Source organism: Rathayibacter sp. VKM Ac-2835, from assembly GCF_013266705.1.
Classification (GTDB): domain Bacteria; phylum Actinomycetota; class Actinomycetes; order Actinomycetales; family Microbacteriaceae; genus Rathayibacter.
The window spans coordinates 993,310-1,019,268 of sequence record NZ_JABSNQ010000002.1; the positions used below are offsets into that span (position 1 = coordinate 993,310).

A 25,959-nucleotide genomic window follows, 5' to 3' on the forward strand; every position below is an offset into this window, starting at 1 on the left:
GCATGAGTGAATGCGCGCGCATGGTGATCTGACCCGGACGGGGGGTCTGCTGCGCGCGCCCGAGCTGTCGCAGGCGTCGGTCGCGGTCGCCGCGCTGTTCCTGGTCTGGTCGCCCGCGGCCCTCGAGGCCGGCTGGTGGCTGCTGCTGGGACTCGGGCTCGCGGCGGCGATGGCCGTCGTCGGCGCGGTCGCCGACTCCGGTCGCGAGGTGCACGACGGGCCCACGGGGGAGTGGCTCGGGCTCGCCGGTCGCGCGCTCGCGGCGTCCGCCGTCGCGCTGACCGCCGCGGACTCGGTCGTCGGCGCGAGCGCCCGCCCGGTCGCCGTGCTCCTGATCGTCGGCACGACCCTCTTCGTGCTCCGCGGCGGAGTCCTCCCACCCGGACTGGCGCGGGTGCTCCTGGGCCTCGTGCTCCTCCTCCTGCTGGCCTCGGCTGTGATCCTCGCCCTGGCGCACCCCGTCGCGACCCCGTCCGAGACGGTCATCGGCGGCGCGGAGGGCAGCGTCACGGCGGCCGCCCTCCTGCTTCTCCTCTTCGCCCCCGCCCAGACCGGCGAGACTCCGGCGCTGCGGCGGTCGCTGCCCGCGATCGGCGTCACGGCCCTCGTCGCGGCGCTGATCGGCTCCGGGCTGCTCCTGCTCGTCGGTCCGCAGGAGCTCGCCGACGTCCCGGCCTCGCTCTCCGCGGTCGCGGCCGGGACCCCTGCCGCCGCCCTGGTCGGCATCGCGGCCGTGCTCGCCACCCTCCTCGCGCTCATCGCCCTGACCCGGCGCGACGCCTCGGCGCTGGTCCGCCTGGCCGATGCGGGCGAGATCCCGAGCCCCTTCGACCACCGCAACCGCCGCACCGGGGTGCCCGCCGCGGGTCAGCTCGCCGTCTGCCTGGTGTCGGTGCTCGCGGTGGTCGTCCTCGACGCCGACGCCCTGCTCGCGTTCGCGGTCGCCGCCTCGCTGATCGCGCTGATCCTGCGCCGGCTCGACCGCGGAGTCGCCGGAGCGCGCTGGCCTGCGGTCGTCTCGGCGGCGGGTGCCCTGGTCCTCCTGCTCGCGCTGCCCTCGGCGACGGCCGCCGCGGTCGCCGTCCTGCTCGCGCTGCTGCTGATCGTCCGCGCCTTCCGGCGGTAGTGGGGCCTCAGGCGAGTGCGGCGGTCTCGACCGGGCGGCTCGGCAGCCGGAGTGCGAGCGGATCCGCGCGCACCCGCACGAGCCCGGAGCGGACGGCGCCGAGAGCGACCGCCTGATCGCCGAGCGTCGAGGGCACGATCCGCGGCGCCGGGGCGTGCACCTCGCCCACCAGCCGCTCCGACACGGCGGAGAGCAGCGGACCGGCCGAGGCGGCCAGCGCCCCGCCGACCACGATCAGCGAGACGTCGAGCAGATTGGCGACGGTCGCGGTGATGGCGGTGAGGCGGTCGATCAGCCGCGCGACGACGGCGGCGGCGAGCGGATCGCCCGCGTCGGCGGCGGCGAGCACCTCGGCCGCTCCCGGCTTCGCCACGGCGTCGAGGAGCGACGCGGGCCGCCCCGGGACGGCCAGTGCCTCGCGGGCCCAGGTGCGCGCGAGGGCGGCGATGCCCTCCGCGGAGCCGACGCCCTCGACCAGGTCGAGGTAGCGCATCTCGCCGGTGAGCCCGCGGGCGCCGCGGAGCAGCGAGCCGCCGAGGACGATGCCGCCGCCGAGCCGCTCGCCGGAGAGCAGGGCGAGGTAGTCGTCGCAGTCGATCGCGGCCCCGCGCCAGCCCTCGGCCAGCGCGGCGAGGTTCGCGTCGTTGTCGACCACGGGCGACCAGCCGCGGCCGGAGTACTGGTCGACGAGACCGGGGTTCATCGCGCCCCAGAAGCCGTTGTCGCCGGCGGGGGAGTGGCCGAGCGCGTCGACCGGTGCCGGGACGCCGAGGGTCAGCGCGAGCACCTCGTCGTCGGTCACGCCGGCGAGGTGGAGGGCGCGGTCGAGGACCCGGGCGATGTCGGCGACGCGGCGCTCGTGCGGGAGGTCCTCGACCCGCTCGTGGTCGACCGGCTCGACGTGCCGGACGAGGGTCTCGCCGAGCAGATCGGCGACGAAGACGCCGACGCTGTGCTGCCCGGCGTCGACGCCGACGACGACGCCGGCGCGGCGGCGCAGCGCGTATCGGCGCGCGGGGCGGCCCTTCACGTAGTCGCCGGCGGCGCGCTGGTTCTCCAGCTCCTCCAGCCAGCCGAGCTCGATCAGGTCGTCGCAGACAGCGATGACGGTCGATCGGGTGAGGCCGGTGCGCTCGATCAGGGCGGAGGCGGTCATCGCCTCGCCGGTCCAGGCGCGCTCGAGCACGTCGAGCGCGCTGCGCCGGCGCTGGAACGAGCCGGTGCTCGCGGAGAGCCTGCTGTCGGACATCTTCTCCACGCTCCCCTTGACCTCGGCCGGATCGGCTGCAACAGTACATCGCGTACTAGATCTATTACCTAGATTTAGTCACTGAAGCAACTTATCCGCAACCCGGGAGACGACGACGTGCCCCTCACCACCACCGCCCTCAGCCGGCGCACCCTCCTCACCGCGGCAACGGCCGGCGCCGCCGCGCTCGGCCTCGCCGCCTGCGCCTCCCCCTCCGGTTCGGGCGGGGTCACCGAGATCACCTTCTTCCAGTCCAAGCCCGAGGTGATCGGCTACTTCGACGAGGTCATCGAGCGCTTCCACGCCGCGCAGTCGCGGGTGCGGGTCGTGCACGACTTCTCCTCCAACCTCTCCGCCGGCTTCGTCCGCACCAATCCGCCGGACCTCGGCTGCCTCAACTACAACTTCGAGGTCGCGCGGTTCGTCGAGCGGGGCGCCCTGAGCGACCTGTCCGACATCGCCGAGGCGAAGCGGATCAACCCCGACCTGCAGCCGCTGATCGAGCAGACCGCGTCCTACCCGGGCCGCACCAGCGTGCTGCCCTACTCGCTGATGATGTCGGCGGTGCTCTACAACCGCGAGATCTTCGCCGCGCAGAACCTCGAGGTGCCGACCACCTGGACCGAGTTCCTCGCGGTCTGCGACGCGCTGACGGCCGCGGGCATCACGCCGATCTACGGCACCTACAAGGACCCGTGGACGGTCGCGCAGGGACTGTTCGACTACTCCGTCGGCGGGACCGTCGACCTCGAGGCCTTCTTCTCGCAGCTGAAGGAGCAGGGCGCCGACGTCGGTCCCTCCTCGCCGGTCTCGTTCGAGAAGGACTTCGCGGCACCCGTCGAGCAGATGGTGCGGCTCGCCGGCTACGCGCAGCCGAACGCCGCCAGCCGGGCCTACGGCGACGGCAACCTCGCCTTCTCGAACGGCGAGGCGGCGATGTACTTCCAGGGCCCGTGGGCGCTGAGCGAGATCGCGAAGACCGCCCCGGACCTCTCGATCGGCGCCTTCCCGCTGCCGATGACGGACGACCCGGACGAGCGCCGCGTGCGGGTGAACGTCGACCTCGCGCTGTGGATCCCGGAGGCCTCGACCAAGAAGGCGGCGGCGCGCGAGTTCCTCTCCTTCCTGATGCAGCCCGAGATCATCGACGCCTACAACGCCGACAACAACGCCTTCGGCGTCACCACCGACGCCCCCGCCGTCACCCAGCCCACGCTCGTCGAGCTGCAGGAGTTCTACGACCGGGCGGCGTTCACCCTCGGCGCCTCGCAGCTCGTGCCGCAGAACATCCCGCTGCAGAACTACGTCCAGGGCGTCGCCCTCGGGTCCGACCCCGCCGCCACGCTGCGCACGATCGACGCCGACTGGGCGCGCATCGCGTTCCGCTCCTAGACCTCCCCGACCCCCTCTCAGAGACGAGACACCATGGCCCTCTCCGCCCCCGCCCGCCCGGAGGAGCGCACCGCCGCGACTCCTCGGCCGGCCGCCGCCCCGCGACGGAAGCCGCGCGCCGATCGCACCTTCCTGCTCTACCTGCTCCCCGCGCTCGTGCTCTTCACGCTCGCGATCACCCTGCCCGCCCTGATGGGGATCTTCTTCAGCTTCACCGACTCGATCGGCTTCGGCGAGTGGAGCTTCATCGGCCTGACCAACTACGTCGCGCTGTTCTCGGACCCGGCGATCCTCGCCTCCTACGGGTTCACCGTGGGGCTCGCGCTGGTGACCGTGCTCCTGGTGAACGTCGTCGCGTTCCTCCTGGCGATCGCGCTGACCTCGCAGATCCGCGGCAAGGTCGCGCTGCGGGCCGTGTTCGTGCTGCCGATGGTCGTCTCGGGCATCATCATCGCGTTCGTCTTCAACTTCCTCTTCTCCAACTCGCTGCCCGCCTTCGCGCAGTCGGTCGGAGCGACGCCGCTGGCCGACAGCATCCTCGCGGATCCGAACCTCGCCTGGCTCGCGATCGTGATCGTGACCGCCTGGCAGGCCGTGCCCTCCGCGCTGCTGATCTACATCGCCGGCGTGCTCTCGATCCCCGGCGACGTCTACGAGGCCGCCTCGCTCGACGGCGCCTCCAGCTGGGGGCAGCTGCGCTCGATCACGCTGCCGCTGGTCGCGGGCTACGTCGTGATCAACCTCGTGATCGGCTTCAAGAACTTCCTCAACTCCTACGACATCATCGTCGGCCTGACCGACGGAGGCCCCGGAACCTCGACCCGCAGCGTCGCGATGACGATCTTCTCGGGCTTCACCAGCGGCGACTACGCCTATCAGATGGCCAACGCCACGATCTTCTTCCTCATCGCGCTCGTGATCGCGCTCGTACAGCTGCGCGTCTCGCGCGGAAAGGCGGCCTTCTGATGACCAGCCAGGTCCCCCTCGCCCCGTCCCTCCCCGGCACCCGGGCCGCCGTCGACGCCGACGCCCGTCGCGGCGGGAAGCGGCGGCGCTCGAGCCTCCTGCTCACCCTCGTCCTCGTGGTCTGCGCCCTCTCGGTGATCGGCCCGCTGTGGGTCACCCTGACCATGGCCTTCAAGACCGGCGCCCAGGCGGTCGACGGCAACGCCTTCTCGATCCCGCTGCCGTTCTCGGTCGACGGCTTCGTCCAGGCCTGGAACCTGACCGACTTCCCCCGCGGCTTCGCCGTCTCGGTCTTCGTCTCGGCGATCACGGTCGGCGGCACGATCGTGCTCTCGGCCCTCGCCGCGTTCGCGATCTCGCGGAACTGGGACAAGCGCTTCTACCGCTGGTCGTTCTTCTACCTGCTCGCGGCGATGTTCCTGCCGTTCCCGGTGCTCGCGCTCTCGCAGGTGTCGCTCACCGGACTCGTCGGACTCGACAACCCGCTCGGCGTCGCCGTCCTGCACGTGATGTTCCAGCTGTCCTTCAGCGTGATGCTCTTCACCGCGTTCCTGCGCTCGCTGCCCGAGGAGCTCGAGGAGAGCGCCCGGCTCGACGGCGCGAGCACCGACCAGGTCTTCTGGCGGCTCGTCTTCCCGCTGCTCGCCCCGATGAGCGCGACGGTCGGCATCTTCGCCTTCCTCGCCTCCTGGAACGATTTCATGATGCCGTCGCTGATCACCTCGGACCCGTCGCTGCAGACGCTCCCCGTGCTGCAGAAGATCTTCCAGACCCAGTTCAGCAACGACTACAACGTCGCCTTCGCCTCCTACCTGATGGCGATGGCCCCGGCGATCATCGTCTACCTGTTCACCCAGCGCTGGGTCATGTCGGGCGTGACGCAGGGCGCCATCAAGTAGGGCTCGCGGGCCTCGGGGCGGCCGTCTGCGGCGTTGTCGTCGGTCGCCGTAGCTCCGCTACGCCTCCCTCCTCCGCCTTGCAGCCGACCACCCCGAGACCCGCGGGCTCGACTCCGGGAGGCGAGGGTGCCGTGCTGCGCACGAGCCGGCCCCGAACATGCTGGTCGAGTAGCCCCGCAGGGGCGTATCGAGACCCACGCTCACCGAGAGGGCGGTCCCGGAGCAGCAGTCCAGACATCGGTGGATCTCGATACGCCCGCTGCGCGGGCTGCTCGATCAGCATGAACCGCACCGCATCAGACCAGACCACACACCACGACGAACGGAAGGACACCCGTGACGGACACGGTACTCACCAGGAGCGGCACGACCGAGGACGCCCAGTGGTGGCGGCAGGCGGCCGTCTACCAGATCTACCCGCGGAGCTTCGCGGACGCGAACGGCGACGGGATCGGCGACCTCGCCGGCATCCTCGAGCGCATCCCGTACCTGCGCGAGCTCGGGATCGACGCGGTCTGGCTCAGCCCGTTCTACTCCTCGGCCCTGGCCGACGGCGGCTACGACGTGGCCGACTACCGCGACGTCGACCCGCGGATCGGCACCCTCGCCGAGTTCGACGAGATGACGGCGCGGCTGCACGAGAGCGGCATCCGCGTGATCGTCGACATCGTCCCCAACCACTCCTCCGATCTGCACCCGTGGTTCCAGGAGGCGCTCGCCGCCCCGAAGGGCTCGCCCGCCCGGGAGCGCTACGTCTTCCGCGACGGCCGCGGCGAGGGCGGCGCCCTGCCGCCGAGCGACTGGGAGTCCGTCTTCGGCGGCCCCGCCTGGGAGCCGGTCGGCGACGGCCAGTGGTACCTGCACCTGTTCGCGAAGGAGCAGCCCGACTGGAACTGGGCGAACCGCGAGATCCGCGACGACTTCCTCGAGACCCTGCGCTTCTGGTCCGACCGCGGCGTCGACGGCTTCCGGATCGACGTGGCGCACTCGCTGGTCAAGGACCTCACCGAGCCGCTCCCCACGGCCGCCGAGATCGACGGCCAGCGACTCGACGGCAGCCACCCGTTCTGGGACCGCGACGAGGTGCACGAGGTCTACGCCGAGTGGCGCGCCCTCTTCGACTCCTACGACCCGCCGCGCACCGCCGTCGCCGAGGCCTGGGTCGACGCCTCCCGCCGCGCCCGGTACGCGAGCCCCGAGGGGCTCGGCCAGGCCTTCAACTTCGACCTGCTCGAGGCCGGCCTCGACGCGGAGGAGTTCCGCCGGCTGATCACCTTCAACCTCGAGCTGGCCGCCGATTCGGGCTCGTCGACCACCTGGGTGCTGTCGAACCACGACGTGGTCCGGCACGCGACCCGCTACGGCCTGCCGCAGAAGGGAGCGGCCGAGACCGCGCCTGCGAAGCACTGGCTGCTCAGCGGGGGAGCGGAGCCGGTGCTCGACCGCGCCCTGGGCCTGCGCCGCGCCCGCGCCGCGACCCTCCTGCTGCTGGCGCTGCCCGGCTCGGCGTACCTCTACCAGGGCGAGGAGCTCGGCCTGCACGAGGTGGCCGGCATCCCGGACGCCGACCGCCAGGACCCGACGTTCTTCCGCAGCGGCGGCACCGACGTCGGCCGCGACGGCTGCCGCGTCCCGCTGCCCTGGGAGTCGACCGGCGACTCCTTCGGCTTCGGCCCCGGCGGCGCGCACCTGCCCCAGCCCGCCTGGTTCGCCGACTCCTCCGTCGAGGCGGAGGAGCTCGCCGAGGACTCGACGCTCGCGCTCTACCGCCGCGCCCTCGCGCTCCGGCACGAGCTGCAGACCGACGAGAGCCTCGAGTGGCGGGACGCGCAGCCCGGCGTGCTGCACTTCGCGCGCCCGAACGGCTGGCACTCGGTGACCAACCTCGGAGAGGAGCCGGTCGAGCTGCCCGAGGGCGAGGTGCTGCTCGCGAGCGCCCCGCTCGACGGCGGCCTGCTGCCGCCCGCCACGACCGTCTGGCTGCGCTGACCCGGCGCGCGCTCCCCACGACGAAGGCGCCCCCGCCCGCGGGATCCGAGGATCCGACGGGTGGGGGCGCCTTCTGCGTGAGCGCCGCGCGGGCGGCGGCAGCGGGTCAGTGCGTGGACGGGTCCTGCTCGACCTCGGTGCGGTCGCCCGACCACAGCGTGTGGAAGGTGCCCTCCTTGTCGACGCGCTGGTAGGTGTGCGCGCCGAAGAAGTCGCGCTGGCCCTGCACGAGGGCGGCGGGCAGGCGCTCGGAGGCGAGCGAGTCGTAGTACGACAGCGCGGCGCCGAAGCCGGGGATCGGGACGCCCGAGAGTGCGGCGGTCGAGACGATGCGGCGCCAGGCGGCCTCGCCGTTGGCGACGGCCTCGGCGAAGTACGGGTCCTCGAGCAGCGTCGTGATCTCGGCGTTCTCGGCGTAGGCGTCGACGATGCGGTTGAGGAACTGGGCGCGGATGATGCAGCCCGCGCGCCAGATCTTCGCGACGGCGCCCTTGTCGATCTCCCAGCCGTACTTCTCGGCACCGGCGATGATCGCGTCGAAGCCCTGCGAGTAGGCGACGACCTTCGAGGCGTAGAGGGCGGCGCGGACGTCGTCCTCGAAGCCGTCGTAGAGGGCGACGGGGGTGGGGCGCGAGGTGACGCGCTTCTGCACGGCGGCGCGCTGCGCGGGCTTGGAGGAGACGGCGCGGGCGAAGACGGCCTCGGCGATGCCGCCGACGGGCACGCCCAGGTCGAGCGCGTTCTGCACGGTCCAGACTCCGGTGCCCTTCGAGCCGGCCTGGTCGAGCACGATGTCGAGGAACGGCTTGCCGGTGTCGGCGTCGACCTGGCGGAGCACCTCGGCGGTGATCTCGATCAGGTACGACTCGAGGTCGCCCTTGTTCCAGGCGTCGAAGACGTCGGCGATGGCGGCGGGCTCGTGGCCGCCGACGGTGCGGAGCAGGTCGTACGCCTCGGCGATGAGCTGCATGTCGGCGTACTCGATGCCGTTGTGGATCATCTTGACGAAGTGGCCGGCGCCGTCGGTGCCGATGTGGGTCACGCAGGGCTCGCCCTCGGCGACCGCGGCGATCGACGCGAGGATCGGTCCGAGCGTCTTGTACGACTCGACCGAGCCGCCGGGCATGATCGACGGGCCCTTGAGCGCGCCCTCCTCGCCGCCGGAGATGCCGGTGCCGACGAAGTGGATGCCGGTCTCGCGGACGGTCTTCTCGCGGCGGATGGTGTCGGTGAAGAGCGCGTTGCCGCCGTCGACGATGATGTCGCCGGGCTCGAACGCGGCGGTCAGCTGCTCGATCACGGCGTCGGTGCCGCGGCCGGCCTGGACCATGATGATCGCGGTGCGCGGGGTCTTCAGCGAGGCGGCGAAGGCCTCGATGGTCTCCGAGGCGACGAAGCCGGCCTCGGGGTGCTCGGTGATCAGCGTCTCGGTGCGCCCGTACGAGCGGTTGTAGACGGCGACGGTGTTGCCCTCGCGGCTGGCGAGGTTGCGGGCCAGGTTCGAGCCCATCACCGCCAGACCGACGACTCCGATGTTGGCTGTGGCGGTGGGCTGGTCAGACACGGTTCTCCTCGACGTACACGTTCAGGGTGGACCCGTTCAGGCTAGCGCTGGGGTCGGACGCGCAGCCGTGAGCGGCCGTGCACGGAGGTGGAACCTCTCGAGCACGGCCGTTCAGGGAGGTCAGGCGCCGTGGCCCTCGGGGACGACCTCGGAGGGGATCGGCGGGCCGGGCGGGGTGCCGTCGCCGAACGGGCGGCCGCCGAGCTCCTCGCGGTGCGAGGGGACGAGCCAGCCGGAGAGGTCCGGGCCCTTCGGCACGACGCCGGTCGGATTGATGTCGCGCTGGACTTCGTAGTAGTGCGACTTGATGTGCTGGAAGTCGATGGTGTCGCCGAAGCCCGGAGTGGCGAACAGGTCGCGGGCGTAGCCCCAGAGCGCCGGCATCGCCGAGAGCAGGTTCCGGTTGGCCTTGAAGTGGCTGTAGTACACGGCGTCGAAGCGGGCGAGCGTCGTGAAGAGGCGGACGTCCGCCTCGGTGATCGTGTCGCCGACGAGGTAGCGCTGCGTGCTCAGGCGCTCCTCGAGCCAGCCGAGTCGCGCCCAGAGCGCGTCGTACGCCCGCTCGTACGACTTCTGCGAGCCGGCGAAGCCGCACTTGTAGACGCCGTTGTTGACGTCCTGGAAGACCAGCTCGGCGACCTCGTCGATCTCGTCGCGGTGCTTCTCCGGGTACAGGTCGGGAGCGCCCTCGCGGTGGAACTGCGTCCACTCCCTCGAGAAGTCGAGCGTCATCACCGGGTAGTCGTTGGTGACGACCTGGCCGGTGGGGATGTCGACGATGGCCGGCACGGTGATGCCGCGCGGGTAGTCGGGGAAGCGGGCGAGGAACGCGTCCTGCAGGCGCGGGATGCCGAGCACCGGGTCGACGCCGCCCGGGTCGAGGTCGAAGGTCCAGCTGCGCTTGTCGTGCGTCGGGCCGCAGATCCCCATCGAGAGCGCGTCCTCGAGGCCGAGCAGGCGGCGGACGATCACGGCGCGGTTCGCCCAGGGGCAGGCGCGGGAGACGACGAGCCGGTAGCGGCCCGCCTCCACCGGGTAGCCGTCGCGGCCGTCCGCGGTGATGCGGGTCGGGATGTAGTTGGTGTCGCGGTGGAAGCCGTTCTTCTCGACGTAGGAGCCGAAGTCGTCAGAAGTCATGCCCGCACGCTAGCCAGCCCGGCTGGGGGCGCGGTAGGGGCGCCCGCGGGTGGCGGCTCGGCCGCGCGGCCGGTAGGGTGGGCAGCTGAACTTCGGCGAGGGATGCCCCGTGCATCCGTGATCGACGCGGTGGAACCAGGTGGGGCTCCGGAAGGAGCGCCGCGGACCTTTCCTCACGCAGACACGCGTTCGAGTCGAAACCCCGTCCGCGGCCCCAGGCCGGGACCCGAGCAGGCGGCGCACGGCGCCGTCCAGGAGAACACAATGGCAGAACTCACCAACAAGGTCGTCGCCGAGGTCCGCACCTCGTTCGGCAAGGGAGCGGCCCGCAAGATCCGCGCCCAGAACAAGATCCCCGCGGTCCTCTACGGCCACGGCACCGAGCCCGTGCACGTCACGCTCCCCGGCCACCAGATCCTCCTGCTGGTCCGCAAGGCGAACGCGATCCTCGAGCTCGACATCGAGGGCGTCGCCCAGACGTCGCTGGTCAAGGACATCCAGCGCGACCCGGTCCGCCAGATCATCGAGCACATCGACCTCGCGGTCATCCGCCTCGGCGAGAAGGTCTCGGTCGACATCCCCGTGCACGTCGAGGGCGAGGCCGCTCCCGGCACGCTCGTCTCGACCGAGGCGAACACGCTCTCGCTCGAGGTCGACGCCACGAAGATCCCGCAGAACGTCGTCGTCTCGGTCGAGGGACTCGAGGCCGGCACGCAGATCACCGCGGCCGACGTCACCCTCCCCGAGGGCGCGACGCTGCTCACCGACCCCGAGGCGCTCATCGTGAACGTCACCGAGGAGGTCGAGCAGGACCTGGGCGAGGAGGGCGAGCCCACCGAGCCCGCCGCCCCCACCGAGGCCGCCGAGTAGTCGGAGCACCACCCGCACGAACGGGCCCGCCGCGATCGCGAGCGGGCCCGTTCCGCGTTCAGGGGTCCTGCCCCGTGGAAGACGTCGCTGCTGAGCGCATCGAGAAGAGGAAACGAGATGGGCGAGACCTGGCTGGTCGTCGGACTGGGCAACCCGGGCGCGCAGTACGCGCGCAACCGGCACAACGTCGGGCAGATGGTGCTCGACGAGCTCGCCTCCCGGATAGGCGGCTCGTTCCGCCGGCACAACCGCGCCAATGCGGTCGTCGCCGAGGGCTTCCTGCGCCCCGGCGGGCCGAAGCTGGTCCTCGGCAAGCCGAACAGCTTCATGAACCTCTCGGGCGGCCCGACGGCGCAGCTGCTCGACTTCTACTCCCTCGCGCCCGAGCGCCTGATCGTCGTGCACGACGAGCTCGACATCCCCTTCGACACCCTGCGCCTCAAGCAGGGCGGCGGGCACGGCGGCCACAACGGCATCCGCGACATCCTCGCCGCGACCGACGGCGCCGACTTCCTCCGCGTGCGGGTCGGCATCGGCCGCCCGCCCGGCCGCCAGCCCGCCGCCGACTTCGTCCTCAAGGACTTCGCCGGCCCCGAGCGCGAGACCCTGCCGATCCTGATCGCCGACGCCGCCGACGCCGTCGAGCTGATCGCCGACGCCGGCCTCCAGGCCGCCCAGCTGAAGGTCCACACGACCCCGTAGCGCCGCCCTGCGCGAATCCCGATACGGGCCCGCTGGGCGGCTCATGCTGGTCGAGCAGCCCCGGAGGGGCGTATCGAGACCCACCACCACCAGCAGGTCGGGTCTGCAGACTCGCGTTCTGACGGTGGTGGATCTCGATACGCCCGCTCCGCGGGCTAATCGATCAGCATGCAGTGGACGCCCGGCAGCCGGCGATGTCCCCCGTCCCTCATGCTGGTCGAGTAGCCCCGCAGGGGCGTATCGAGACCCGCCGTCCTCAGCGCGATGGATCTCGATACGGCCGTTGCGCGCCCTACTCGATCAGCATGCAGTGGGCGCCCGGCAGAGGGCGATGTCCCCCTCCATGCTGGTCGAGTAGCCCCGGAGGGGCGCATCGAGACCCACCGTCCCCAGCGCGGCGGCCGCGCCCGCGCTGCCGTGCGCCGCCCCGTCGCAACCGGCTGCTCCAGCCACTCCCGAGCGACCACTCCTGACGACTCGACCTCGCCCCTGTCCCGAACGCGGACCCAATCCGTCAAGATCGGTCGCCTCAGCTACTCCCAGCCGACCACTCCTGACGGATCAAGATTCAGCACCCGGCAGACCAGCCGACCGCCCCGAAGGCGATTTCGAAATCGCGTGCCAAGCGATTTCGAAGAGCCGATCGCAGGACGCTCTGCGGAACGCACCCCGCGCCCGACCCAACCGCGCCGCGCCGGGCAGGGACCGGCGTGGACCGACGTCCGACACCGGCCGAGGCCGGTATCGGAGGTCGGCAGTAAACTCCTCCGGTGCCTCTCAACCGGATCATCTCGGCGCTCTCGCGCGCCTCCACGTTCGACGACGCTCTCGCGTTCGCGATCCGCGACGCCGATTTCTCCGTGGCCGACGGCCTCCGCGTCCCCCTGCTGGCGGGTCTCCTGGAGCGCCGCGCCGAGGCCGACCGTCCGCAGGCCGCGCTCGTCGTCACCGCGACCGGTCGCGACTCCGAGAACGTCCGCGCGTCGCTCAGCTGCGTGCTGCCGGACGCCGAGGTCGTCGAGTTCCCGGCGTGGGAGACGCTGCCGCACGAGCGCCTCAGCCCGAGCGCCGAGATCGTCGGCCGCCGCCTCGACGCTCTGCGCCGGATGAAGACCTGGACCGGCGAGAAGCCGCTCGTCGTCGTCGCCTCGGTGCGCGCCGCGCTGCAGCCGGTCGCCGACAACCTCGCCGACATCGCGCCGATCCGCCTGGTCAAGGGCGGCCGCGGCTACGACCTCGGCCGCATCTCGGCCGAGCTGGTCGACCTCGCCTACTCGCGGGTCGACATGGTCACCCGGCGCGGCGAGTTCGCGGTCCGCGGCGGCATCCTCGACGTCTTCCCGGCCGTGGCCGAGCACCCCAGCCGCATCGACTTCTTCGGTGACGAGGTCGACTCGATCCGCGGGTTCTCCGTCGCCGATCAGCGCTCGCTGCCGGGGGAGGCCGACTCCGTCGTGCTGCCGCCGAGCCGCGAGCTTCTGCTCGTGCCGGCCGTCCGTCAGCGCGCGCGGGAGATGCTGCACGAGTTCCCGAGCCTCTCCGCCATGCTCGCGAAGATCGCCGAGGGCATCCCGGTCGAGGGGATGGAGTCGCTCGCCCCCGCGCTGCTGGAGCGCCTCGTCCCGATCTCGCACTATCTCCCGGCCGGCGCCGCGGTCGCCGTGCTCGCTCCGGAGCGGGTCGCGACCCGCGCGATCAGCCTCGCGGAGACGAACCGCGAGTTCCTGCAGGCGGCGTGGAGCGCCGCGACCGCCGGCGCCGAGGCCCCGATCGATCTGGCCTCCGGCGAGTTCATCTCGCTCGGTGCCCTCCGCGACGCCGTGAAGTTCAGCACCCCGGGCGCCGAGACGCCCGACCACCCGTGGTGGACCATGAGCACCTTCCGCCAGGGTCCCGCCGCCGGCGAGGCCGAGGTGCTGCCGGAGGACCTCGGGATCGACGAGATCCTCGCCGTCCGCGTCGACGGCGAGCCCGTGCCCGGCTTCGGCGGTGCGGTCGAGGGCGCCCTCGCGCACGTGCGCGCCCGCCTGGCAGACGGCTGGAGCGTCGTCCTGACCGCCCCCGGCACCGGCACCGTCGAGCGCACCGACCAGGTGCTGGCCGAGCACGAGGTCGCCGCGCGCATCGTCCCCGACCTGCCCGCCGAGCTCGAGCCCGGTCTCGCCTACGTGCTCCAGGCCAACGTCGACCACGGCTTCGAGGTCGACGGGGCGAAGGTCGCACTGCTCACCGACACCGAGTTCTACGGCCGCACCGTCGGCTACGACTCCCGCGCCGTGAAGAAGCTCGCCTCGCGCCGCAAGAACGTCGTCGACCCGCTGCAGCTCAGCCCCGGCGACTTCGTCGTGCACGCCACCCACGGCATCGGCCGCTTCGTGGAGCTCTCGCAGCGCGAGGTCTCCAGCGGCGGGCGCAACGCGGTGAAGACCCGGCGCGAGTATCTCGTGCTCGAGTACGCGCCCAGCAAGCGCGGCTTCCCGGGCGACAAGCTGCTCGTCCCGACGGACCAGCTCGACCTCCTCTCCCGCTACGTCGGCGGCGAGGCGCCCGCGCTGAGCAAGATGGGCGGCAGCGACTGGGCGCAGGCCAAGAGCAAGGCGCGCCGCGCGGTCCGCGACATCGCGGTCGAGCTGGTCAAGCTCTACTCCGCGCGGATGGCCTCCCGCGGGCACTCGTTCCCGCCGGACACCCCTTGGCAGCGCGAGCTGGAGGAGGCGTTCCCGTTCGCGGAGACGCCCGACCAGCTGACCGTGATCGACGAGGTCAAGGCCGACATGGAGCGGCCGATCCCGATGGACCGCCTGCTCTCCGGCGACGTCGGCTTCGGCAAGACCGAGGTCGCCGTGCGCGCCGCGTTCAAGGCGATCCAGGACGGCAAGCAGGTCGCGATGCTCGTGCCGACCACGCTGCTCGTGCGCCAGCACCTCGAGACCTTCCAGGAGCGCTTCGCGGGCTTCCCGGTGCACCTGCGCGCCCTCAGCCGCTTCCAGAGCGCGAAGGAGTCGAAGGAGACGATCGAGGGCCTCGCCGACGGCACCGTCGACATGGTCATCGCGACCCACCGCCTCCTCAGCGACAACATCGTCTTCAAGGATCTGGGCCTCCTCGTGATCGACGAGGAGCAGCGCTTCGGCGTCGAGCACAAGGAGAAGCTGAAGGCGCTGAAGAAGAACGTCGACATCCTCTCGATGAGCGCCACGCCGATCCCGCGCACGCTCGAGATGGCGGTCACCGGCATCCGCGAGATGTCGACGCTCGCGACGCCGCCGGAGGAGCGCCACCCGATCCTCACCTTCGTCGGCCCGTACTCCGAGAAGCAGGTCTCGGCCGCGATCCGGCGCGAGCTGCTGCGCGAGGGCCAGGTGTTCTTCGTGCACAACCGCGTCTCGACGATCAACCGCGTCGCCGCGCAGCTCGCCGAGCTGGTGCCGGAGGCGCGCATCGCCGTCGCGCACGGCAAGCTCAGCGAGTCGCAGCTCGAGCGGATCATCGTCGACTTCTGGGAGCGCAAGTTCGACGTGCTCGTCTCGACGACCATCGTCGAGACCGGCCTGGACATCCCGAACGCGAACACCCTGATCGTCGACCGGGCCGACAAGTACGGCCTCTCGCAGCTGCACCAGCTGCGCGGCCGCGTGGGTCGCGGCCGCGAGCGCGCCTACGCCTACCTCCTCTACGACGAGATGAAGCCGCTGTCGGAGACCGCGCACGACCGCCTGCAGACCCTCGCCGCGAACTCCGACCTCGGCGGCGGCATGCAGATCGCGCTGAAGGACCTGGAGATCCGCGGCGCGGGCAATCTGCTCGGCGGCGAGCAGTCGGGCCACATCCAGGGCGTCGGCTTCGACCTCTACCTGCGGATGATCGGCGAGGCCGTCGACGGCTTCCGCGGCGAGGTCGCCGAAGGGCAGACCGAGCTGCGGCTCGAGCTTCCGGTCGACGCGCGGATCCCGGAGGAGTACGTCGACAGCGAGCGGCTGCGCCTGGAGGCGTACCAGAAGCTGTCCGCGGCGACCTCGCCGACGGCGAAGGAGGGCAGTGTCGACCTCGTGGTCGAGGAGCTGACCGACCGCTACGGCGACCTGCCCGAGGCGGTCGAGAACCTCGTCCTGGTCTCGCGGTTGCGGATGCGCGCCCAGCGCGCCGGCCTCAGCGACGTGGTCGCGATGGGCTCGAACGTCCGCGTCGCCCCGGCGCACCTCGCCGATTCGATCCAGGTGCGCCTGCGCCGGATGTACCCGACCGCGAAGTACCTGCAGCAGGCGAACGCCGTGGTGGTGCCGATGCCGGTGCACGACGGCGTCCCCCTCGGCGACCGCGCGCTGATCGACTGGGTGGCGAACCTGCTCGACGCGCTCTTCCCCGAGCCCGCCGCCGTCGCGAGCTGACCGCCGCCGCGCCGCCCGCGCGCCGGTTCCGACCTAGAACGAAGGACCGATCATGACCGCCTCCGACGAGCACTCCGTCCCGCCGCGCATCCCCGCTCCCGACGAGCCGAGCATCCCCGAGCTCGAGGAGGACGAGACGATCGCCCCCCGCCCCGAGGAGGAGGCCGCCGACCTCGATCGCGCGACCCCCGACCTCGCCCCGCACCCCGAGGGCTAGCCCCGCACCCCGAGGGCTAGCCCTCCCCGCGAGATGCCACTTGCGCACGCCTTTCACGGCGTGTCGCGTGCACAAGTGGCATCTCGCGGAGGGGGTCAGGACGCGAAGTGGGCGCGGACCTCGGCCTGCCAGCGGGTGCGGTCCTCGGCGGAGATGAAGGCGGCGTCGAAGGAGTTGAGCGCGAGGCGCTCGAGCTGCGCGTCGTCCATCCCGAGCTCCTCGACCAGCGCGCGGTAGTTCGCGTCGACGTAGCCGCCGAAGTACGGCGGGTCGTCGCTGGACACCGTGACGATCAGTCCCGCGTCGAGCATCGCCGGCAGCGGGTGGTCCTTCATCGTGTCGACGGCGCGCAGCGCCACGTTCGACAGCGGGCAGACCGTGATCGGCACGCCCTGCACACGGAGCATCGCCACGACCGCCGGGTCCTCCATCGCCCGGATGCCGTGATCGATCCGCTCCACCTTCAGCAGCTCGAGGGTCTCGGCGACCGTCTCCGGGCCGCCCTCCTCGCCCGCGTGCGCGACGAGGTGCAGGCCCTCCGCCGCGGCCCGCGCGTAGACGTCGATGAAGAGCTCCGGCCCGAAGCCGACCTCGTTCGAGTCGAGCCCCACGCCGATGATGTGCTCGCGGTAGGGGAGGATCGCGGTCAGCATCTCGTCCGCCGCGTCGGCGCCGAGGTCGCGCAGGAAGCACATGATCAGGTCGGTCGAGATGCCGTGCGTCTCCTCGCTCCGCCCGAGCGCGCGGGTGAGCCCGGCCATCACGACGTCGAGCGGCACGCCGTTGCCGAGGTGCGTCTGCGGATCGAAGAAGATCTCGGCGCGGCGGACCTTGGCGAGCTTCGCGCGGTCGAGGTAGCCGGTGGCCAGCTCGAAGAAGTCGCGCTCCGTCTTCAGGACCGTGAGGTTCGAGTAGTGCAGCTCCAGGAAGGACGCGAGGTCCTGGAAGGCGTAGCGCGCCCGCAGGGCGTCCAGATCCTCGGTCGGCAGCGCGATGCCGTTGCGGCGCGCCATCTCGACGATGTGCTCGGGCTCGATCGTGCCCTCGATGTGGATGTGCAGCTCGGCGCTCGGCGGGGCGCCGCGATCGAGGGCGGTGCCGGTGGCGGGAGGCGTGAGGGTCACGGTGGCGTTCCTGTTCCGGGCCGCGGTCGCGCCCCGCGGTCACCGTAGTCGGCGCGTGTTACGCGCCGATGACCAGCGGATGTGCGGCCCGCGACGGCGGCCGCGCGACCGGTATCCACGGATCAGGGCACGAGAGCGGATGCGAGGATGGCCGGGTGACCGCGCATCCCCGGCTCGACGAGCTCATCCGCACCGTCCACGTCCTCCGCGCCCCGGGCGGCTGCCCGTGGGACGCCGAGCAGACTCACGAGTCGCTCGTGCGCTACCTGATCGAGGAGTCGCACGAGCTGGTCGACGCGATCGAGGCCGGCGACCGGGCCGACCTGATCGAGGAGCTCGGCGACGTGCTCTACCAGGTGCTGTTCCACTCCGACCTCGCCGCCGACGGACCGGAGCCGTTCACCATCGAGGACGTCGCGGCGCACATGAACGCCAAGATGATCGGGCGCCACCCGCACGTCTTCGGCGATGCGACCGCGGAGACGGCCGACGACGTCATCGCCGTCTGGGACGAGCTGAAGAAGACCGAGAAGCCGCACCGCACGAGCGTCCTGGACGGGATCCCGCAGGGCATGCCCGCTCTCGCGCTGGCCGACAAGGTGATCGGCAAGGCCACCACGCTCGGCATCGTCGACGCGGGGGAGGGGCCGCTGCCGATCGAGTCGGAGGAGGACCTCGGCCCGCTGCTGCTCGCGATCGTCGCGTCGGCGCGGGCGCAGGGGCTCGACGCCGAGCGCGCGCTGCGCACGGCGACGCGCGACCTGCAGGACGAGATCCGCGCGGTGGAGTTGGAGCGCCGGGAGGGGTGACTGTCGCCTCGAGTGCTGATCACGGGGATCTCGATACGCCCGCTCCGCGGGCTACTCGATCAGCATGAGGCGCGGGCTGCTCGATCAGCAGGAAGGCCGACCGTCAGGCGACCCGGCGCCCGCGGGGCAGGCGCGCCGACGGCGTCGCCGTCCGGCGGATCGCGCCGAGCAGCAGCCCGACCGCGAGCACCAGCTGCAGCGTCAGACCGACGAACCAGGACGGGACGGTCGCGTCGAAGACCTCCTCCGCAGTGTTCGGCCGCGTCGAGCCGGTGTAGCCGGAGCAGGAGAGCTCGACGACCGGCTCCGGCGCGATCTGCGCCTGCCGCACCAGCAGCGAGAGCCCGGTGAACAGGTCCTCCGGCGAGCCGTACTCGTCGAGCTGCGGCGGGACGGCGTCGGCCAGCACGACGAACGGGTTCAGCGCGAGCAGCCCCCAGTAGTAGTCGGCCCGCGCCACCTGCGTCTCGTAGTCCGGTCCGCAGATACCCTCGTCGTCGTCGACGAAGACGGTCTGCTGCTCCGTGGTCGTGACCGCCGTCAGCAGCCCGAACGCGATCAGCGACCCGACGCTCATCGCCGCGACCACCAGGTAGGTGGTGACGACCGACATCAGCGGCCGGTCGAGGATCCCGCTGAGACCCACTCCGATCGCCGCGACGACGCCCAGCTGCACCGCGAGCACGAGCACCGAGACCGACGCGGAGGCGAGCGACACCCCGCCGACCCCGACGGCGACGAGCAGGAACGGGACCGTGCTCGCGAGGAACGCCAGCGCGACCAGCCAGGCCGAGACGAACTTGCCGAGCACGAGCTGCGCCGTGGTCACGAGGGTGACCTGCGTCGTCGCGAGGGTCCCCGCGTCGCGGTCGCCGTTCACGGCCGTGCCGGAGAGCGCGGGCGTCACCAGGCTGCCCAGCAGCAGCACGAAGTAGACGAGGGTCGAGTAGAGGAAGCCGCCCACGACGGCGCCGCTGCCCGAGAAGACGCCGGTCGCGACCACCAGCAGCCCGGTGACCGCGCCGACCAGCAGGAAGAACAGCCCGAGCAGGACGAAGGACGAGGTCCCGCGCACCCGCTGCGCGAGCTCGAGCCGGAGGACGATGCCGACGCCCTGCAGGAAGGGCAGCGGCCGGGCGGTGGTCTCGGCGCTCATCGGGCGTCCTCCTCGTTCTCGGTGCGCGGTTGCGCGGCACTCCCCGGCCGCGCGGCACTCCCCGGCTCCCCGGCCGAGCGGGTCAGATCCGAGAAGGTGTGCTCCAGCTCACCCACCGCCGGCGCGAAGCGGCTGACCGCGACCCCGGCCGACACCAGCCGCGCGAGCAGCTCGGCCGCCGCCGCATCGTTGACGACCGGCACGAGGGCCGCGTCGCGCTCCACTCGGACCGGCACGCCCGTCAGCCGCTCGACGACCTCGGCGAGCTCCGCCCCGCGCGGCCGCACCGCGTCGATCCGCCAGGCCCGCAGTGCCCGCGACGCGCGCGCGACCGCCTCCTGCGAGGCCGTCACCCCGCCGTCGAGGTAGACCGCCGCGGTCGCCATCTCGTCGAGCTCGGAGAGCACGTGACTCGAGACCAGCACCGTGCGCCCCTCGCCGGCGAGCCGCAGCACGAGGTCGCGCAGCGCGATCCGCGCGCCGGGATCGAGCCCCGAGGCTGGCTCGTCGAGCACCAGCACCGACGGGTCGTGCACGAGCGCTCGGGCGAGGCTCAGCCGCTGCTTCTGGCCGCGCGAGAGCACCCGGGTCGGCCGGTCGCCGAACTCGACCAGATCCACGAGCCCGAGCAGCTCGTCCGCCCGGGCCTCGGCATCCGGGCGTGGCAGCCCGTACAGCTGCCCCGTCGTCCGGAGGGTCTCCCGGCAGGTCAGGCTCGCCCAGGAGCCGAGCACGTCGGGCATCCAGCCGAGCGCGGCGCGCACGGCGGCCGACTCCTCGACCGGGTCGTGCCCGGCCACCCGCAGCCGGCCGGCGTCGGGGCGCAGCAGCGTCGCGAGCAGCAGCATCAGCGTCGTCTTGCCCGCGCCGTTGGGCCCGATCAGCGCGGTGACCTCACCAGGCCGGGCCTCGAAGCTGGCGTCGCGCACGGCGTGCACGGACCCGAACGCCCGCGACACCCCCTCCGCGACGATGCCGGCATCAGCGTGCGTCTCCATCGAGTCCCCCTCGTCGAGTCGCGGCGATCCCCCTGACCGCGCGAGCGCGGCGAGCCTAGCCGACACCCCCGACCGGCCGGACGACGGCGGCGCGGAGGGCCGGAGAACACCGGTCGACGGTCTGGGAGAATCGCCGCATGGCTTCTGCGATCACCCCGCCCCGCGGCATGCGCGACTTCCTCCCGGCCGACAAGGCGAAGCGCGAGCACGCGCTCGGAGTGATCCGCCGGGTCTACGCGGCGCACGGCTTCGACGAGATCGAGACCCCGGTCGTCGAGGACTTCGAGCGCCTGCACTCGGGCCTCGGCGGCGACAACGAGAAGCTCGCCTTCAGCGTGCTGCGCCGCGGCCTCTCGCACGACGACCTCGCCGCGGCGGCCGCCGCCGACGACGCCTCGGGCCTCGCCGACCTCGGCCTCCGCTTCGACCTCACCGTCCCGCTCGCCCGCTTCTACGCCAGCCACCGCGCCGAGCTGCCGACCGTCTTCCGCTCGGTCCAGATCGCCCCGGTCTGGCGCGCCGAGCGCCCGCAGAAGGGTCGCTACCGCCAGTTCGTGCAGTGCGACATCGACATCATCGGCGAGCCGGGGCAGCTCGCCGAGGTCGAGCTGATCACCGCCACCGCCGCGGCCCTCGACACCCTGGGCCTGCGCGAGTGCACCATCCGCATCAACGACCGCCGGATCCTCACCGGCATCCTCGAGCACTGCGGCTTCGCGCCCGAGCGCTTCGGCCCGGCCCTCATCTCGATCGACAAGCTCGACAAGATCGGCGCGAGCGGAGTCGTCGCCGAGCTCGAGGCCGACGGACCGGACGCCGCGGCCGTGCTCGGCGGCTACCTCGCCCGTATCGAGGCGGCCGTCGCCGCCGGGGGAGTGGCGCTCGAGCAGTCCGCGATTCTCGGCGTGCTGCCCGAGGGAATCGACCCGGAGGCGGTGCTCGCCCTCGAGACGCTCGCCCGGTCGCTGCGCTCGCTGCCGACCGGCGTCTCGCTCCGCTTCGACCCCACGCTCGTGCGCGGGATGGGCTACTACACCGGCACCATCTTCGAGATCGCACACCCCTCCTCCGGCTCGTCGGTCGGCGGCGGCGGGCGCTACGACGGCATGATCGGCCGGTTCCTCGGCCAGGAGGTGGCGGCCTGCGGCTTCTCGATCGGCTTCGAGCGGATCGTCGAGCTGATCGACGTGCCGCTCGACGAGCGGCCGGACGCGGTCGTCCTCGTGCACGAGCGCGACGCCGCCCCCGAGCTGCTGCTCGCCCTCAAGCAGGAGCTGATCGCCGCCGGCTCCCGCGTGCGCCTCGAGCGCCGCGCCAAGAACCTCACACCGCTGCTCGACCGGGCCGCCGCCGCCGGCTTCACGCGCTTCGCACTCGTGCCTCGCGATGCCGTGACGGCCGCGGATCTCGCGTTCAAGCCGCTCGGCTGAGCTGAGAGGGGCCTCAGTCGATCCGCCGGGAGGGACGGGCGGAGCGGTCGGATCGTTGGCGGATCCGTGAGACCCTTAATACCCGCGAAATCTGCGGACACACCGGAGAAATCTCCCGAGGATAGCGTCGAGGCACCCCGATCGGCGCGGCTTGGCGCGCCCGGCAGGGCACCCGTCGCGACCCGCGCACCACAGCAGCTTCCACCGCCTTACCCGAGGAGTCCCCCTTGCCCCTGTCGCCCTTCCGCACCGCGCAGACCTTCGACCGCCGCAGCGTCCTGCGCATGGCCGGCGTCGCCGGTCTCGCCCTCGGCGGAGTCTCCGTCCTCGCCTCCTGCGCCTCCGACTCCTCCGGCGCCTCGGCCGAGGACGGCGGCGACCTCGGCACCCTGAAGGTCCAGCTCTCCTGGATCAAGAACGAGGAGTTCGCGGGCGAGTTCTTCGCCGACTCCAAGGGCTACTACACCGAGGCCGGCCTCGCCGGCGTCACGCTGACCGCGGGCCCCTCCACCGGCACCGCCGAGCTGCTCTCGGGCTCGGCCGACGTCGCGCTGAGCGACGCCGTCTCGGTCGGCACCGTCGTCGCGACCCAGGAGGCGCCGCTCAAGATCATCGGCGCGACCTACCAGAAGAACCCGTTCACGGTCCTCTCGATCGCGACCGCCGGCAACATCGCCACCCCCGCGGACCTGGCCGGCAAGAAGATCGGCGTCCAGGCGTCGAACACCTCTCTCTTCCAGGCGCTGCTCAAGGCGAACGGCCTCTCCGAGTCCGACCTCACGGTCGTCCCGGTCGAGTACGACCCGTCCGTGCTGATCAACGGCACGGTCGACGGATTCATCGCCTACCTGACCAACGAGGCGATCACCGTCGCCGCCGAGGGCTACGAGGTCGTCAACCTGCCCTTCGCCGACAACGGCCTCCCGTTCGTCGCCGAGACCTTCACCGTCACCGACATGGCCATCGCGGACAAGCGCGAGGCGCTCAAGGCGTTCCTCGTCGCCGAGATCAAGGGCTGGACCGACGCGGTCAACGACCCGGAGGCCGGCGCGATGCTCGCGATCGAGACCTACGGCAAGGACCTCGGCCTCGACGAGGAGTCCTCCAAGAAGGGCTCCACCATCCAGTCGGAGGAGCTCGTCGTCTCGGACGAGACCGCCTCGAACGGCCTCTTCACGATCTCGGACAGCCTCCAGGAGGAGACGCTCGCGTCGCTCTCGGGCGCCGGCATCGAGGTCGACGCCGCCGACCTCTTCGACATGAGCCTCCTCGCCGAGGTCTACGAGGAGAACCCCGACCTCGTCAAGTACGCCGCCTGACCGCGGTCATCGAACCAGCACCACGGAGGGCACCACTCGTGACCGACACGACCGACGCCGGCACTCTGCGCGAGCAGGGTGCCGGCGGCACCGGCATCCAGATCCACGGCCTGTCGAAGACGTTCCGGATGGGCTCTCGCAGCGTCACCGCGCTGCAGGACACCGATCTGCACACCGACCAGGGCAGCTTCCTCGCGCTCCTCGGCCCCTCGGGCTGCGGCAAGTCCACCATCCTGCGCATTCTCGCGGGGCTGGAGGAGCCCACCTCGGGCTCGATCCGGGTGGACGGCCGCACGCCCAAGGAGCTGCGCCGCGACAACAAGCTCGGCATCGCCTTCCAGGACCACGCGCTCCTGCCCTGGCGCAGCGTGATGTCGAACATCCGCCTCCCGTTCGAGATCGCGGGCAAGTCGGTCGACCAGTCCTACATCGACGAGCTGATCGACCTCGTGGGCCTGCGCGGCTTCGAGAAGGCGAAGCCGGCGCAGCTCTCCGGCGGCATGCGCCAGCGCGTCTCGATCGCCCGCTGCCTCATCCTCAAGCCCGAGGTGCTGCTGCTCGACGAGCCGTTCGGCGCGCTCGACGACATGACGAGGCAGAAGCTCAACCTCGAGCTGCTGCGGATCTGGACCGAGAAGCCTGCCACGACCCTCCTCGTCACCCACGGCATCTCAGAGGCGATCTTCCTCTCCGACCAGGTCGCCGTGATGAGCCCGCGGCCCGGCCGGGTCAAGGAGATCATCGAGATCGACCTGCCCCGTCCGCGCACCCCCGAGATGCAGCGCACCCCCGAGTTCCACGCGTACGTCGACCAGGCGTCCGAGCTGCTGTTCGGCGACGGCGGCGCGGCCGCCGACGACCACTGAGGCGCACCGTGGCCACGCTGCTCCCCGCTCCCGTCCCGACGACCGAGCGCCGCTCGCGCTCCCTGCCGCCCTGGGCGTCGGGGCTAATCGGCATCGTCGGCATCGTCGCCGTCTGGTGGCTGATCGCCCTGGTCACCGCCCCCACCGGCGGCACGACCTATGCGCCGGTCCCCACGCCGATCCAGGTCGCGCAGACCATCGCCGAGGACGGGCCCGCCTTCTACTGGGCGAACTTCTCGGTGACGATCGGCGAGGCCGCGGTCGGCTACTTCTGGGGCAACCTGGTCGCCCTGGTGCTGTCCGCGCTCGTCCTGGTCGTGCCGTGGCTGGAGGGGATCGTCTCCCAGCTCGCGGTCGTCACCTACTGCGTGCCGATCGTGGCGATCGGGACGCTCGTGCTCCTCATCCTCGGCGGCTCCGACGCGCCGGGGCAGCCGAGCGCCACCGCGATCTTCCTCGCCGGGCTCTCGGTCTTCTTCACCACCGTCGTCGGCAGCCTGCTCGGCCTCAAGGCGGCCGACAAGGCGTCGCTCGACGTCGTGACCGTCTACGGCGGCACCAAGTTCACCCAGCTGCGCAAGGTCCGCGCGATCGCCGCTCTGCCGAACATCCTCTCGGCGCTGCAGATCGCGGTCCCCGCGGCCTTCCTCGGCGCGATCCTGGGGGAGTACTTCGGCAAGATCGAGACCGGGGTCGGGCCGATCCTGGTCGCGGCGCAGGTCTCGCTGAACTCGCCGCGCGTCTGGGCGCTCTTCCTCCTCTGCGCGGCGGTGGCCCTGATCGGCTACGGCCTCGTCGGCCTCATCGGGCGCCTCATCGCCCCGTGGTCCTCCGGAAAGCGGGCATGACATGACCTCCACGATCCCCGACCGCACCGAGCAGTCGAGCCCGACGCAGATCATCGCGGTCGACGAGCTCCGCCGCCAGCTGCGCAGCGCCGCCCTCGGCGCCACGCTGAAGAGCCTGCGCAAGAGCCTCCTGATCGCGCTGTCGACCATCGCGATCGTCCTCGTGATCTGGATCGGCGTGATCCTCTTCAGCGGCGTCTCGCCGTACGTGATCAAGGGGCCGTGGGACGTCTGGGCGCACCTGGTGACCGACGAGGCGGCGGCCGAGCACCGCGCCGAGCTGGGCGCGCTCTTCGCCGTCACGATGGTCGACTCGTTCATCGGCTTCGCGGCCGGTCTCGTCGTCGCGATCCTGGTCGCGATCCTGTTCCGGCTCTCCAAGGGCATCGAGCACGCGCTGATGCCGTTCGCGCTGCTGCTGCGCTCGGTCCCGCTGATCGCGATGACGCCGCTGATCATCCTGGTCTTCGGGCAGGGCACGGTCGCCTCGGTCGCCGTGGTCGGCGGCATCGTGGTGCTCTTCCCGGCGCTGGTCACGATCGCCTTCGGCCTGAACAACGCCTCGCCGCAGATGCTCGACGTCGTCTCGGTCTACGGCGGATCCACGCTCACCGCGATCCGCAAGGTCGCCATCCCCGGTGCGCTGCCCTCGCTCTTCGCGGCGGTCCGCGTCTCGGTCCCCGGGGCGATCACCGGCGCGCTGCTGGCCGAGTGGCTCTCCACCGGCGACGGCATCGGCGGCGGCATCGCGGGCTGGACCGCGCAGGCCCGCTTCGACGACATCTGGTCCGCCGTCGTCATCGTGACCGGCGTCTCGCTGATCCTCTACATGGTCGTCCAGGTCATCGAGACCTTCGTCCTGTCCCGGATGTCGCTCTCCCTGTCCTGACGCACGTCTGCTCCCTTCCGC

General features: G+C 71.8%; 21 protein-coding genes. 15 read left to right on the forward strand and 6 right to left on the reverse strand.

The features are described from left to right. The first annotated feature begins 10 nt into the window (after positions 1-10). Positions 11-1,126 (forward strand): hypothetical protein, encoded by a 1,116-nt coding sequence (locus HRK28_RS12375; protein ID WP_173251755.1) that lies wholly within the window; start codon positions 11-13, stop codon positions 1,124-1,126. 7 nt (positions 1,127-1,133) lie between these two features. On the opposite strand, the gene HRK28_RS12380 is transcribed toward HRK28_RS12375, so the two are convergent. Beyond that, positions 1,134-2,375, reverse strand: coding sequence for an ROK family protein (locus tag HRK28_RS12380; RefSeq protein ID WP_173251756.1), 1,242 nt, complete (start codon positions 2,373-2,375; stop codon positions 1,134-1,136). A gap of 117 nt (positions 2,376-2,492) precedes the next feature. On the opposite strand from HRK28_RS12380, the gene HRK28_RS12385 reads away from it, so the two are divergent. The 4 genes from HRK28_RS12385 (at position 2,493) to HRK28_RS12400 (ending at position 7,621) form a co-directional block, all read left to right on the forward strand. After that, positions 2,493-3,767 carry an extracellular solute-binding protein gene (locus HRK28_RS12385; protein ID WP_173251757.1) on the forward strand — a complete coding sequence of 425 codons (1,275 nt, stop codon included), beginning with the start codon at positions 2,493-2,495 and terminating at the stop codon, positions 3,765-3,767. Between the two features lie 33 nt (positions 3,768-3,800). After that, a complete protein-coding gene (locus HRK28_RS12390) occupies positions 3,801-4,733 on the forward strand; it encodes a carbohydrate ABC transporter permease (protein ID WP_160090446.1) in 933 nt (310 codons plus the stop codon). After that, entirely contained in the window at positions 4,733-5,632 is a 900-nt protein-coding gene (locus HRK28_RS12395) for a carbohydrate ABC transporter permease (RefSeq protein ID WP_173251758.1), read from the forward strand. Before HRK28_RS12390 ends, HRK28_RS12395 begins: the two co-directional genes overlap by 1 nt. Positions 5,633-5,968: 336 nt before the next feature. Next, positions 5,969-7,621: a glycoside hydrolase family 13 protein gene (locus HRK28_RS12400; protein WP_173251759.1), complete on the forward strand. Its 1,653-nt coding sequence runs from the start codon at positions 5,969-5,971 to the stop codon at positions 7,619-7,621. A 106-nt stretch (positions 7,622-7,727) separates the two neighbouring features. On the opposite strand, the gene gndA is transcribed toward HRK28_RS12400, so the two are convergent. Together gndA and HRK28_RS12410 are read right to left on the reverse strand one after the other, a co-directional pair. Continuing rightward, positions 7,728-9,185, reverse strand: a complete 1,458-nt coding sequence (gene gndA, locus HRK28_RS12405; RefSeq protein WP_132437722.1) for an NADP-dependent phosphogluconate dehydrogenase — start codon at positions 9,183-9,185, stop codon at positions 7,728-7,730. A 120-nt stretch (positions 9,186-9,305) separates the two neighbouring features. Then, positions 9,306-10,322 carry a glutathione S-transferase family protein gene (locus HRK28_RS12410; protein WP_173251760.1) on the reverse strand — a complete coding sequence of 339 codons (1,017 nt, stop codon included), beginning with the start codon at positions 10,320-10,322 and terminating at the stop codon, positions 9,306-9,308. A 264-nt stretch (positions 10,323-10,586) separates the two neighbouring features. On the opposite strand from HRK28_RS12410, the gene HRK28_RS12415 reads away from it, so the two are divergent. The 4 genes from HRK28_RS12415 (at position 10,587) to HRK28_RS12430 (ending at position 16,499) form a co-directional block, all read left to right on the forward strand. After that, on the forward strand, positions 10,587-11,192 hold the full coding sequence (locus HRK28_RS12415) for a 50S ribosomal protein L25/general stress protein Ctc (RefSeq protein WP_160090442.1): 606 nt from the start codon (positions 10,587-10,589) through the stop codon (positions 11,190-11,192). A 117-nt stretch (positions 11,193-11,309) separates the two neighbouring features. Next, the gene (gene pth / locus HRK28_RS12420) at positions 11,310-11,894 is read left to right on the forward strand and encodes an aminoacyl-tRNA hydrolase (RefSeq protein WP_173251762.1); all 585 of its coding nucleotides are present in this window, start codon (positions 11,310-11,312) and stop codon (positions 11,892-11,894) included. Between the two features lie 770 nt (positions 11,895-12,664). Continuing rightward, on the forward strand, positions 12,665-16,282 hold the full coding sequence (gene mfd, locus HRK28_RS12425; protein ID WP_173251764.1) for a transcription-repair coupling factor: 3,618 nt from the start codon (positions 12,665-12,667) through the stop codon (positions 16,280-16,282). 52 nt (positions 16,283-16,334) lie between these two features. Continuing rightward, positions 16,335-16,499: a hypothetical protein gene (locus HRK28_RS12430; protein ID WP_160090439.1), complete on the forward strand. Its 165-nt coding sequence runs from the start codon at positions 16,335-16,337 to the stop codon at positions 16,497-16,499. 95 nt (positions 16,500-16,594) lie between these two features. Here the strand turns inward: HRK28_RS12430 and HRK28_RS12435 are convergent, their stop codons facing one another. Further along, a complete protein-coding gene (locus HRK28_RS12435) occupies positions 16,595-17,623 on the reverse strand; it encodes an adenosine deaminase (protein WP_173251766.1) in 1,029 nt (342 codons plus the stop codon). A 155-nt stretch (positions 17,624-17,778) separates the two neighbouring features. Here HRK28_RS12435 and HRK28_RS12440 point away from each other — a divergent pair, with 155 nt between their 5' ends. Then, entirely contained in the window at positions 17,779-18,432 is a 654-nt protein-coding gene (locus HRK28_RS12440) for a MazG family protein (RefSeq protein ID WP_123733558.1), read from the forward strand. 103 nt (positions 18,433-18,535) lie between these two features. Here HRK28_RS12440 and HRK28_RS12445 read toward each other — a convergent pair whose 3' ends face one another. Both HRK28_RS12445 and HRK28_RS12450 read right to left on the reverse strand, forming a co-directional pair. Beyond that, positions 18,536-19,588, reverse strand: coding sequence for an ABC transporter permease (locus HRK28_RS12445; protein WP_173251769.1), 1,053 nt, complete (start codon positions 19,586-19,588; stop codon positions 18,536-18,538). Further along, entirely contained in the window at positions 19,585-20,586 is a 1,002-nt protein-coding gene (locus HRK28_RS12450; protein WP_160090435.1) for an ABC transporter ATP-binding protein, read from the reverse strand. Before HRK28_RS12450 ends, HRK28_RS12445 begins: the two co-directional genes overlap by 4 nt. 137 nt (positions 20,587-20,723) lie before the next feature. On the opposite strand from HRK28_RS12450, the gene hisS reads away from it, so the two are divergent. From hisS to HRK28_RS12475, 5 genes are all read left to right on the forward strand, one after another. Beyond that, positions 20,724-22,016: a histidine--tRNA ligase gene (gene hisS / locus HRK28_RS12455; RefSeq protein WP_173251771.1), complete on the forward strand. Its 1,293-nt coding sequence runs from the start codon at positions 20,724-20,726 to the stop codon at positions 22,014-22,016. 227 nt (positions 22,017-22,243) lie between these two features. After that, a complete protein-coding gene (locus tag HRK28_RS12460; protein WP_244231652.1) occupies positions 22,244-23,335 on the forward strand; it encodes an ABC transporter substrate-binding protein in 1,092 nt (363 codons plus the stop codon). A gap of 128 nt (positions 23,336-23,463) precedes the next feature. Continuing rightward, positions 23,464-24,201, forward strand: a complete 738-nt coding sequence (locus HRK28_RS12465) for an ABC transporter ATP-binding protein (protein WP_123705595.1) — start codon at positions 23,464-23,466, stop codon at positions 24,199-24,201. Between the two features lie 8 nt (positions 24,202-24,209). Next, positions 24,210-25,049 carry an ABC transporter permease gene (locus tag HRK28_RS12470; protein ID WP_244231651.1) on the forward strand — a complete coding sequence of 280 codons (840 nt, stop codon included), beginning with the start codon at positions 24,210-24,212 and terminating at the stop codon, positions 25,047-25,049. A gap of 1 nt (position 25,050) precedes the next feature. Next, positions 25,051-25,938, forward strand: coding sequence for an ABC transporter permease (locus HRK28_RS12475; RefSeq protein WP_208543675.1), 888 nt, complete (start codon positions 25,051-25,053; stop codon positions 25,936-25,938). The last annotated feature ends 21 nt before the right edge of the window (positions 25,939-25,959 follow it).